The sequence below is a fragment of the Sphingobium sp. genome (assembly GCF_033795625.1).
GTDB lineage: Bacteria > Pseudomonadota > Alphaproteobacteria > Sphingomonadales > Sphingomonadaceae > Sphingobium.
On the sequence record NZ_JARYGI010000038.1, the window covers coordinates 23,564 to 34,042 of the forward strand.

General features: G+C 64.5%; 11 protein-coding genes. 9 read left to right on the forward strand and 2 right to left on the reverse strand.

What is annotated here, in order from left to right; all coding sequences use genetic code 11:
* Window positions 1-132: 132 nt before the first annotated feature.
* Genes sseA through QHC67_RS15680 form a run of 3 tightly spaced genes read left to right on the forward strand, consistent with a single transcriptional unit; the run spans window position 133 to window position 2,760 of the window.
* The gene (gene sseA, locus QHC67_RS15670; RefSeq protein ID WP_319295687.1) at window positions 133-975 is read left to right on the forward strand and encodes a 3-mercaptopyruvate sulfurtransferase; all 843 of its coding nucleotides are present in this window, start codon (window positions 133-135) and stop codon (window positions 973-975) included.
* Window positions 930-2,192 carry a cystathionine beta-lyase gene (gene metC / locus QHC67_RS15675; protein ID WP_413818554.1) on the forward strand — a complete coding sequence of 421 codons (1,263 nt, stop codon included), beginning with the start codon at window positions 930-932 and terminating at the stop codon, window positions 2,190-2,192. Before sseA ends, metC begins: the two co-directional genes overlap by 46 nt.
* Window positions 2,193-2,241: 49 nt before the next feature.
* The gene (locus tag QHC67_RS15680) at window positions 2,242-2,760 is read left to right on the forward strand and encodes a sterol desaturase family protein (RefSeq protein WP_319295688.1); all 519 of its coding nucleotides are present in this window, start codon (window positions 2,242-2,244) and stop codon (window positions 2,758-2,760) included.
* 1 nt (window position 2,761) lies between these two features.
* Here the strand turns inward: QHC67_RS15680 and QHC67_RS15685 are convergent, their stop codons facing one another.
* Window positions 2,762-3,214, reverse strand: a complete 453-nt coding sequence (locus QHC67_RS15685; RefSeq protein WP_319295690.1) for a hypothetical protein — start codon at window positions 3,212-3,214, stop codon at window positions 2,762-2,764.
* A 178-nt stretch (window positions 3,215-3,392) separates the two neighbouring features.
* Complete coding sequence (locus QHC67_RS15690; RefSeq protein WP_319295692.1) at window positions 3,393-3,554, reverse strand: DUF1674 domain-containing protein; 162 nt, start codon at window positions 3,552-3,554, stop codon at window positions 3,393-3,395.
* Between the two features lie 89 nt (window positions 3,555-3,643).
* Here QHC67_RS15690 and htpX point away from each other — a divergent pair, with 89 nt between their 5' ends.
* From htpX to QHC67_RS15720, 6 genes are all read left to right on the forward strand, one after another.
* Window positions 3,644-4,576: a zinc metalloprotease HtpX gene (gene htpX, locus QHC67_RS15695; protein WP_319295693.1), complete on the forward strand. Its 933-nt coding sequence runs from the start codon at window positions 3,644-3,646 to the stop codon at window positions 4,574-4,576.
* A gap of 45 nt (window positions 4,577-4,621) precedes the next feature.
* The gene (locus QHC67_RS15700; RefSeq protein ID WP_319295694.1) at window positions 4,622-5,926 is read left to right on the forward strand and encodes an RsmB/NOP family class I SAM-dependent RNA methyltransferase; all 1,305 of its coding nucleotides are present in this window, start codon (window positions 4,622-4,624) and stop codon (window positions 5,924-5,926) included.
* Between the two features lie 52 nt (window positions 5,927-5,978).
* A complete protein-coding gene (rpe, locus tag QHC67_RS15705; RefSeq protein WP_319295696.1) occupies window positions 5,979-6,653 on the forward strand; it encodes a ribulose-phosphate 3-epimerase in 675 nt (224 codons plus the stop codon).
* A gap of 47 nt (window positions 6,654-6,700) precedes the next feature.
* The gene (locus tag QHC67_RS15710) at window positions 6,701-8,416 is read left to right on the forward strand and encodes a heparinase II/III family protein (protein WP_319295704.1); all 1,716 of its coding nucleotides are present in this window, start codon (window positions 6,701-6,703) and stop codon (window positions 8,414-8,416) included.
* Window positions 8,417-8,502: 86 nt separating this feature from the next.
* Window positions 8,503-10,092, forward strand: a complete 1,590-nt coding sequence (gene purH / locus QHC67_RS15715) for a bifunctional phosphoribosylaminoimidazolecarboxamide formyltransferase/IMP cyclohydrolase (RefSeq protein WP_319295698.1) — start codon at window positions 8,503-8,505, stop codon at window positions 10,090-10,092.
* Between the two features lie 172 nt (window positions 10,093-10,264).
* A complete protein-coding gene (locus QHC67_RS15720) occupies window positions 10,265-10,438 on the forward strand; it encodes a hypothetical protein (protein WP_319295699.1) in 174 nt (57 codons plus the stop codon).
* The last annotated feature ends 41 nt before the right edge of the window (window positions 10,439-10,479 follow it).

The window sequence follows — 10,479 nt, forward strand, 5'->3', positions numbered from 1 at the left end:
ACCCCGCCTTGGGATGTGGGCTATGTAGAGATGGGCAAGGCCGAGACAAGCAGGCCTTGCGCGATACTGCATCAGCCTTTCTCGACAGCCTGACGCCTTACGCATAAGGGATCTCGTGACGGAGGCGCACTGATGGATTTGCTCGTAACTACGGATTGGCTTGCGAACGAAGCGGGGGCGTCCGATTTGAGGATCGTCGACGCGACAGCCTTTTTGCCGGGCAGTGATCGTGATCCGCAGGCGGAATATGATGCGGGGCACATTCCCGGCGCGTTCTTCCTGAACTTGCCGGAGCTTGCAGATCTCAACGACCCGCGTCCCGGCATGCTGCCGCCGCCCGAGAAGTTCGCCAGCCGCATGGCCGCGCTGGGGCTGGGCGATGGCAGCCGCATCGTCATCTATGACAACAGCCCGTTGCGCACATCGGCGCGCGCCTGGTGGATGTTCCACGTCTTTGGCGCGCACAAGGTCGCCATTCTGGACGGCGGGCTCCAGAAATGGATAGCCGAGGGCCGCGCGCTCGAACCCGGCAAGCCGAAGACCCGGCACCGCCATTTCACCGTATGGAAAGACGACACCACGATCGTCACCAAGGCGGACGTGCTGGGGAACCTCACGACCGGACAGGCGCAGGTCGTCGACGCCCGCTCGATGAGCCGCTTTACCGGCGAAGATCCCGAACCGCGCGCGGGCATGGCGTCGGGGCATATCCCCGGCTCCGTATGCCTGCCCTATAGCCGCCTGTTCAACGCGGACGGTAGCTGGAAGCGGGGCCACGAACTGCGCGGGCTCTTTCATGAGGCAGGCGTCGACCTCGACAGGCCGCTGATCGTCAGTTGCGGCAGCGGCGTGACGGCAGCGGACGTGCTGTTCGCGGCGCATCTGCTTGGGAAGACCGACATATCGCTCTACGATGGAAGCTGGAGCGAATGGGGCGCGGACCCCTCGACCCCGAAAGCGACGGGGCCGGCATGAGCGGCGACAAGGACGATGTGCGGCCGCTGACCCAGTTAGTGCAGGCGGGGCGCAAGGCGGAATGGACCGGGATGCCCGGCCAGCCCGGCGGCATCGTCAATCCGCCGGTGTGGCGGGCATCGACGATCCTCTATGACGATGTCGCGCACCTCCGGGCTGCGGTGCATGACACGCATGAGCGGCTGTTCTATGGCCGGAAGGGCACGCCGACTGCCTGGTCACTGGCGGACGCGCTGACATCGCTGGAGCCGGGCGCGCAGGCCACTGCCTTGTTCCCGTCGGGGGTCGCGGCCATTGCCTGCGCACTGATGGGCGTGCTGAGGCCCGGCGATCAGCTTCTGATGGTCGACAGCGCCTACGACCCGACCCGTAATTTCTGCGAGAAGGTCCTGCGGCCTTTCGGCGTCGACACCGTTTACTATGATCCTCTTGCCGGCGCGGCAATCGCCGAACTTTGTACCATGCGCACGCGCGCGATCTTCATGGAAAGCCCCGGCAGCCTGACGTTCGAAGTACAGGATGTGCCTGCCATCGTCGCCGTGGCCAAGGCGCATGATATCGTCACGCTGATCGACAATACATGGGCCACGCCGCTGTACTTCCAGCCGCTCGCGCTCGGCGTCGACATCAGCATCCTCGCCTGCACCAAATATATCGTCGGGCATAGCGACGTGATGCTGGGTTCCGTGACGGCCAACGCAGCGACATGGGAGAAAGTGCGCAGCAGCGCGCAACTGTTCGGGCAGATGACCAGCCCCGACGACGCATGGCTGGCGTCTCGCGGATTACGCACGCTGGGCGTGCGCCTCGCGCAGCATCAATCGGGGGCTTTGGCTGTCGCGCAATGGCTGTCGGAGCAACCCGAAGTTGCGTGCGTGCTGCATCCAGCTTTGGCTGAATGCCCCGGCCATGCGATCTGGAAACGGGATTTCACAGGGGCGAGCGGGCTGTTTTCCTTCGTGCTGACCGGCGGGAGCGGCGTGGCCGCCGACAAGGCGAGAGCGGCCCTGATCGATAGCCTTGCGCATTTCGGCATCGGCTATAGCTGGGGCGGTTTCGAGAGCCTGGCCTTGCCAGTCGACCCTCGGCGCTACCGGAGCGCGACGCGATGGGACGCCGAGGGTCTGGTCGTGCGCCTCAACATCGGCCTTGAAGATCCGGCCGACCTGATCGCAGACCTGGACGCAGGGCTGGCCCGCTGGCGCCAGGCGATCTGAAACAACATTAGATGTTCAGATATGCCGCCCGCATGACTATATAGGCTGCATGTTCAACAGCCTGCCTTCGCTGATCCTGCTGTTCGTCGCTACGGTCGCGGCGATGGAGGCGTTCGCCTATGTCATGCATCGCTGGGTCATGCACGGCTTCGGCTGGTTCCTGCACGAGAGCCATCACCGGCCGCGGACGGGCAACTGGGAACTCAACGACGCCTATTTCGCGATCTTCGCCGCACCTGCCATCGTCCTGCTGCTGGGCGGGGTGCAACTTGGCTGGGGCCATTGGGCCACGGCTGTTGGCGCGGGCATAACCGCTTACGGGATGATCTACCTCGGCTTCCACGATTTCATCGTGCATCGGCGCGTCAATCACCGATATGTCCCGCGCTCACCCTATATGAAGCGGATCGTGCAGGCGCACCGGCTCCATCACGCCGTGGAGACGAAGGAGGGCACGGTCAGCTTCGGCTTCCTGGTCGCGTCGAAGCCCGAACATTTGAAAGCGGAACTCGCACGGCGTGGTCGTGCAGGGGTCCGCGCACCAGCGGCAGCCGTCGTTCCGGACTGACCTAAAGCTCCATCAGGCGGTCGCCGATCAGCCCCAGCAGGGTGATCTCCGCGCTGAGCTGATCGAATGACACATGCACATGCGCATTCTTCTGATCGCGGCAGCCGAACCCGTCCGGCTCGGCGCCCTGAAAGCCGGATACGATCAGGCCCCTGAACCGGTCGATCCGCTGAAGGTCCCGCTCAAGCGCGGCGATGTCCGAAAGCACCGTAGCATTGCGACGATCCCGTATGGAAACCATGGCGCGCAATTCACCGAAAAGCTTGGCCATTCCCGGCCGGGTTCGCGAACCGAGCGTCCGGACGTCACCCGCCGCCTCGCGCAACATGCCGATCTTCTGTTCGAGGCGCTGCTCCAGCACGCCCCAAGCGCATATGAGACGACCGACCCCGCATAGAAGATCGTCGTCCAGTGCGTTCAGGCCATTGAAGGCGGGCATATGCTTCATCAACATGATCTGTTCTTTCCCAACCCGATGGATGAGAAAGTACATGTCCCCGGCGCGGCAGCATAGTGCCAGCGGGGCATGAACGGGCCTCTGCTCGCATAATGAGCACGGCTTAACTTATGTTGTGCGAGACTTTTGCGGATGAGGGTCCCGAATCACAGCAACAGAGAAAACGTGCGTATAATCAGAAGTCTACCGCGATCCCCTTGCGCTCCCAATCACCATAGCGGGTGGGGCTCAACTTCTCCTCAACGGCAGGCTCCTTGTCGAGGGGATCCGGAGTCGGAACCGGCGGGCTTTTGGAAAGATGGGCGGGTGGCTTAACATGATCGGGACGCTTTGCCATGGCCGGTGTTCCTCACATTGACGGGTTGCAGGCGCAATCCCACATTCATTTCGTGCCTGCTATTTGGGCCCTGAAGGAGCGAGCGACAAGTGAACGGACTGAAGACGACAATGCTGCTGGCGGCGATGACGGCGCTGTTCATGGCGTTGGGCTACACTATCGGCGGCGGGGCAGGCGCGGTGATCGCGCTGCTGGTAGCTGCGGGCATGAACCTCTTCACCTTCTGGAATGCCGATCGCATCGTCCTGTCCATGCACGGGGCACGGGAAGTGGATGCCCGATCCGAGCCTGAATTCTACGCGCTGGTGGGCACGCTGGCCCAGTGCGCCTCGCTGCCGATGCCGAAGGTGTACGTCATCGACTCGCCGCATCCCAATGCCTTCGCGACCGGGCGGGACCCCGATCATGCCGCAGTGGCCGCGACCACGGGCCTGCTGTCGATGCTGAGCCGCGATGAAGTGGCAGGCGTCATGGCGCATGAACTCGGCCATGTGAAGAACCGCGACACGCTGATCATGACGATGGTCGCGACCATTGCCGGCGCTATTTCGATGCTGGCGAACTTCGGCCTGTTCTTCCGCGGTGGTGATGGCAATGGCAATCACAACATGGCCGCGAGCATTCTTGCCGTGATCGTCGCGCCTTTCGCCGCGATGATCGTACAAATGGCGATCAGCCGGACCCGCGAGTATAGCGCCGATCGGGCGGGCGCTGAAATCAGTGGAAACCCGCGTGCGCTCGCCTCGGCCCTGTCCAAGATCGCGGGCCATGCTGCGCGCATTCCCAATCCCGTGAGCGAGCGCAATCCGGCCGCAGCGCAACTCTACATCGTTCCGACGCAGCTCAGCGAAATGTTCTCTACTCATCCGGCAACGGAGAGCCGGATTGCCGCGCTGGAGCAGATGGCCAGCACCATGCCGCCGCCGCGCATGACCGAAACCGCGAGCACGCCCCCCAAGGCACCCTCTGCGCTGCGCCCGGCCGCGCGCAGATCCAGCGCGCTCCATCCGCATCGCCGTTAAAGCACTGCGGGTGACGCCGCGGACAAATGACGCTAGGGGAGCGCCATGGCTTCCACTCCACCGATCTCCCGCTATCCCGCCCGTGCGCCCGAAGCACCCGGCCTGCCCGCCCGCCGCGCCGCGCTGCGCCTGCTGGATGCAGTCCTGCGGCGCGGCGATCCGCTGGAAATCGCGCTTCACGGCGCGAGCCAGGGTATCGTGGACCGCGCCGACCGGGCTCTGGTCCATGCCATCGCCGCCGAGACCTTGCGCCACTTGCCCGACCTCGATGCGCTCATCGACAGCGCCACGCGTAACCGCCTGCCCGACGATGCCAAGGCGCGGATGGTTCTGCGCCTGGCTTTAGTTCAGACGCTGGTGCTGGGTACGCCGCCGCATGCCGCCATCGCGACAGCCCTTCCGCTTGTGGACGGCGGCCCGAGGAAGCTGGTGCATGGCGTGTTCGGCACCTTGATGCGCGGCACGGCGACCCTGCCGGAGCTGCCGACGCTGTTGCCTGAAGTTGCCGCCCGATGGGCCAAGCAGTGGGGCGATGCGATGCCGGAGGCGGCTGCCAGAGCGTTCGTGGTTCGCCCTCCGGTAGACATCAGCCTGCGCGACCCTGCTGAGACCGCACTCTGGGCGGAACGGCTGGGCGGAGAGTCGCTCGCCCCCGGCCACGTCCGCCTGCCCGCGCATGATGCGATACCGGAATTGCCGGGCTTCGACGACGGTGCATGGTGGGTGCAGGATCTTGCCGCCTCGATCCCGGCGCGTTTGCTCGGCGCGGGCGAGGGTCGCAAGGTGCTGGACCTGTGCGCCGCGCCGGGCGGCAAGACCATGCAACTGGCCGCTGCCGGATGGGCCGTCACGGCGCTCGACCAGTCGGCGAAGCGACTTGCGCGGCTGTCCGATAATCTGGCGCGTGTGGATTTGTCCGCCGATGTCGTCACGGCGGACTTGCGCAGCTGGCAACCCGATCAGCCTGCGGACGCCGTGCTGCTCGACGCGCCCTGCACGGCTACCGGCATTTATCGCCGACACCCTGACGTGCTGCACCGCATAGGACAGAAGCAGATTGCCGAGCTGGCCGAGTTGCAGGCGGCATTGCTAGCGCGGGCGGCCGATTGGGTGAAGCCCGGCGGTACGCTGATCTATGCCACATGCTCGCTGGAAAAAGCCGAAGGGGAGGAGCAGATCAGCCGCTTCCTGTCGAAAAACGCCGGGTTTACAATGGCTCACCCGAGGCCAGGTGAATTGCCTCAAGGCATCGAGCCAGCTCCGGAAGGCTGGATCAGGACGCTGCCTGCCACGCTGGCCGACAAGGGCGGCACGGACGGCTTCTTCATTGTGCGCCTGGTTCGCAACTGAAGCTGCAACAGCGGTTGCACCGCCCGATTCGCGCGGCTAAGGCGATGGGTTAATGAGCGCCGATCAAACAAGACCCGTCCTGATTGCCCCCTCCATCCTCTCCGCCGACTTTGCGCGGCTGGGCGAGGAAGTGCGCGCGATCGACGCGGCAGGCTGCGATTGGGTCCATGTCGATGTGATGGATGGGCATTTCGTCCCCAACATCACCATCGGCCCGGCTGTCGTGAAGGCGCTGCGCCCGCACACGGCAAAGCCGCTCGACGTCCACTTGATGATCTCTCCGATCGACAGCTTTCTCGACGCTTTCGCCGAAGCAGGCGCCGACATCCTGACTGTCCATCCCGAGGCTGGCCCGCATATCCACCGCACGGTCCAGCACATCAAGAGCCTTGGCAAGATGGCCGGCGTCGTGCTCAATCCCGGCACGCCCGCCAAGATGCTCGATTATCTGATCGATGACGTCGACCTGATCCTGGTGATGAGCGTCAATCCGGGTTTCGGCGGGCAGAGCTTCATCGAAAACCAGCTTCGCAAGATCGAGGCTATCCGCAAGATGATCGACAAGACGGGGCGCGACATCCGCCTGCAGGTCGACGGCGGCATAGACTTCGCGACCGCCCCGCGCGCCATCGCGGCAGGGGCGGATGTGCTGGTCGCGGGCACGGCGACATTCCGCAGCGGAGCGGATGCCTATGCGGATAATATACGAAGGCTGAGGGGCGGGTGAACGAGAGGACACGCACCCGCGCGAAACCTCCTGTCGAACTTCCCGACCTGAACGACGGTCCGGAGATCGAGGAGGGCAAGCGTCTCATCCGCGTTTCGGATGACAAGGGGCTGTCGCTCGCTACCCGGATCGCCGACCGTTTTTATCGCCTGACATGGCGCACCCCGCTCCACTCGGTTCGGTTGAAGGGCAAGTTTCCGCTCAAGCTGCTCGCGGTGCCGACCGACAATATTCCCGGCGATGTGCGCTCGGGACAAGCGTTGCGGGCAGGCTATTTCCTGTTCCGGGGGCTGAAGCAGCCAGTCGACACGCTCGATTTCGCCACGCTGGACCTGCCGCCCGCCTTTCAGGATTACATCCACAGCTTCCGCTGGCTGCGCGACCTGTCGACCGTGGCTACGCGCGAACAGGGTGCGCCGATCGCCGAAGCCATCACCCGCAAATGGCTGGAAGCCCACGCCGAAAAGCCGAGCGAACCCGCATGGCGTGCCGATAATGCCGGATGGCGGCTGTTCTTCTGGACGAGCCAGGCGCCGCTGATCCTCTCGTCCAGCGATCTGGTCTATCGCTCGCTGATGCTCAACTGCATTGCGCGTACGGCCCGGCATCTCGATCAAGGCGCGGAGAACGCGCCTGTCGGACTGCACCGGCTGGTGGCGTGGGGCGCTGTCGTGGCCGCGTCGATGCTGCTTCCGGGCGGGGGGCCGCGCAAGGTGTTCGGCGAAGCGGGGCTGCGCCGCGCGATCGACAGCGCTTTTCATGCCGATGGTGGTGCGATCTCCCGTTCGCCGCTGGCGCAGCTGGATGGCGTGATGCTGCTCGCCATGCTCCGCGCGGTCTATGATGTGCGGCGGGAAGACATGCCCGGCTTCATCACCGAAGCGCTTAATCGCGCTGTGGCTGCATTGCTTGGCCTGACCCATGGCGACCGCAGCCTCGGAAGCTGGCAGGGTGCGGGCGCGACGGACCATCTGCAGGTCGAAGCGGTGGTGGCTGCGAGCGGTGTCCGAACGCGTCCGCTGAGGCAGGCGAGGGACTGGGGCTATCAGCGGCTGACCAATGGCGGCACCGTATTGTTGGCCGATGCCGCGCCGCCGCCGATTGCCCGTCTGGCATCAGCAGGGTGCGCGTCGACGGGCGCCATCGAGCTGAGCGACGGCCCGCACCGCCTGATCGTCAATTGCGGCGGCGCTGCGCTGGCGGGCGCGGCGATCACCGAAGACTTGGCGCAGGGCCTGCGAACGACGGCGGCGCACAGCACGCTCGTTCTGGCGGACAGCAACTCGACGGCTATCCTGGGGGATGGCACGCTGGGCAAAGGCGTCACCGAAGTCGAACTGAACCGGCAGGAGCTGGAGACCGGCAGCCGCCTCGAACTCAGCCATGACGGTTATGTCCGCCGCCTGGGTTACGTGCATCGCCGGCTGCTCATGTTGAGCACGGACGGCCGGGAACTGCGCGGCGAGGATATGCTGCTGCCTGCCCAGCGCCGCCGGAAGCCGGCCGTAACGCCATTCGTCATACGCTTCCACCTTGCGCCGGGCGTCGAACCGACACTGACCGCGGACGCCCAGGGCGCATTGCTGCGCATCGACCTAGGAGCGCTCTGGCAATTCCGGACGGGCAACGGCACGCTGTCGATCGAAGACAGCCTGTGGGTCGATGGCGATGGCTGCCCGCATGCCTGCCAGCAGCTGGTCGTGACAGGCGAAGCGCAGCCGGGCGGCACCAGCACGGGATGGCTGCTGAAGCGCGTCGGCTGACGCTTTGCCCTGCGACTGAGGGCTGTTATTTCCGCAAAAGCCAATTAAGGGGTCTGCGACATCATGGCCCAGCGGGAAATCACTTCATGACCGACATCACCATCAAACGCGCGCTCCTGTCGGTTTCGGACAAGGCGGGACTCATTGAACTGGGTGAAGCGCTGGCCTCGCACGGCGTGGAGCTGGTGTCGACGGGCGGCACGGCCAAGGCGCTGCGCGATGCTGGTCTGGCGGTGATGGACATCAGCGACCTCACTGGCTTTCCCGAAATGATGGATGGCCGCGTCAAGACGCTGCATCCGATCGTGCATGGCGGCCTGCTGGCGGTGCGGGACAATCCCGAACATGTCGCCGCGATGGAAGGCCATGGCATCGGCGCAATCGATCTGGTCGTGGTCAACCTTTATCCCTTCGCGGCCACCGTCGCCAAGGGTGCCTCGCGTGAGGAGATCATCGAGAACATCGATATTGGTGGGCCTTCGATGGTCCGTTCCGCCGCCAAGAATCATGAAAGCGTGGCCATCGTAACCGACCCGTCGGACTATGCGCGCCTGATAGCGGAAATGGCGGAGAAGAGCGGCGCGACGAGCTACGATTTCCGGCGATTGCTGGCCGCCAAAGCCTATGCGGCCACGGCGGCTTATGACAGCATGATCGCCACCTGGTTCGCTTTTGCCGATCAGGGCACGATGTTCCCGGAGAGCATGGCCGTCGCCAGCACTCTTGCGTCGACCTTGCGTTACGGCGAGAACCCGCACCAGTCCGCCGGGCTATATGTTCCCGTCACGCCCGGCGCCAGCGGCATCGCGCAGGCTATACAGCTTCAGGGCAAGGAGTTGTCGTACAACAACTACAACGATGCCGACGCCGCGCTGGAACTGGTAAGCGAGTTCCGCGATGGCCCGCCCACGGTCGTCATCGTTAAGCACGCTAATCCCTGCGGCGTCGCCAGCGGCGGCACGCTTATCGAAGCCTATGAGGCGGCACTTGCGTGCGACAGCGTTTCGGCATTCGGTGGGATCATTGCCGTCAACCGCCCCCTCGATGGGCCGACCGCCGAAGCGATCAGCGGGATCTTTACCGAAGTCGTCGTTGCGCCTGCCGCGGACCATGCGGCACGGGAGATCTTCGCGCGGAAGAAGAACCTGCGCCTGCTTCTCACCGGAGAACTGCCGGACCCGAAGCGCGCCGGGCTGGCGATGAAGAGCATTGCGGGCGGGATATTGTTCCAAAGCCGGGACAATGGCCAGATATCGCGCGATGCGCTGAAGGTCGTGACCAAGCGTCAGCCGACGGAGCAGGAACTCGCCGACTGCCTGTTCGCCTGGACCGTCGCCAAGCATGTGAAGTCGAACGCCATCGTATATGCGCAGGGTGGAAGCACCGCGGGCATCGGCGCCGGGCAGATGAACCGGCTCGAGTCCGCGCGCATCGCCGCGTGGAAAGGGAGGGACGCCGCCGACAAGGCGGGATGGGCATCGCCGCGCACCATCGGTTCGGCTGTCGCATCCGACGCGTTCTTCCCCTTCGCCGACGGACTGCTTGCGGCAGTAGAGGCCGGGGCGACGGCGGTGATTCAGCCTGGCGGCTCCATTCGCGACGATGAAGTCATTCGCGCTGCCGACGAGGCGGGTCTGGCGATGGTCTTCACCGGAATGCGCCATTTCCGGCATTGAGCGCTGCGCTGCAGCGACGAATGTGTCTTCTATATGTCCTGATGAAGTCCTATCTTTGCCCATCCGCAACGACGGATGCACGAAGAAACATAAGGACGAGGATATGCTGGAGAGAACATGGAAGGGCGTAGCCGCGGCTGCGCTCCTTATACCCGTTGTAGCGGGAGCTCACGTGAACGACAGGTCGCTGGTGGTGTCGGGCGACTATGATGGCGAAAGCCGGAGCATAACTGTTTCGATGGCCGATCTCGACTTGCGCCGGGACCCTGCCCTGCAGACCGCGCAGACGCGTATCCGCCACGCCGCTGAGGGCTCTGTTGCAAAGATTGGCGGCAGTCAGAGGTAGGCTGTCGCTCTGCGCCGATCAGGCGGCTGCTGCGAAATGGT

What these genes read in the sequence shown, in the direction of transcription:
- sseA (WP_319295687.1), top strand. Translation starts at nt 133, where the DNA reads ATGGATTTGCTCGTAACTACGGATTGGCTTGCGAACGAAGCGGGGGCG.
- metC (WP_413818554.1), top strand. Translation starts at nt 930, where the DNA reads ATGGGGCGCGGACCCCTCGACCCCGAAAGCGACGGGGCCGGCATGAGC.
- QHC67_RS15680 (WP_319295688.1), top strand. Translation starts at nt 2,242, where the DNA reads ATGTTCAACAGCCTGCCTTCGCTGATCCTGCTGTTCGTCGCTACGGTC.
- QHC67_RS15685 (WP_319295690.1), bottom strand. Translation starts at nt 3,214, where the DNA reads ATGTTGATGAAGCATATGCCCGCCTTCAATGGCCTGAACGCACTGGAC.
- QHC67_RS15690 (WP_319295692.1), bottom strand. Translation starts at nt 3,554, where the DNA reads ATGGCAAAGCGTCCCGATCATGTTAAGCCACCCGCCCATCTTTCCAAA.
- QHC67_RS15700 (WP_319295694.1), top strand. Translation starts at nt 4,622, where the DNA reads ATGGCTTCCACTCCACCGATCTCCCGCTATCCCGCCCGTGCGCCCGAA.
- rpe (WP_319295696.1), top strand. Translation starts at nt 5,979, where the DNA reads ATGAGCGCCGATCAAACAAGACCCGTCCTGATTGCCCCCTCCATCCTC.
- purH (WP_319295698.1), top strand. Translation starts at nt 8,503, where the DNA reads ATGACCGACATCACCATCAAACGCGCGCTCCTGTCGGTTTCGGACAAG.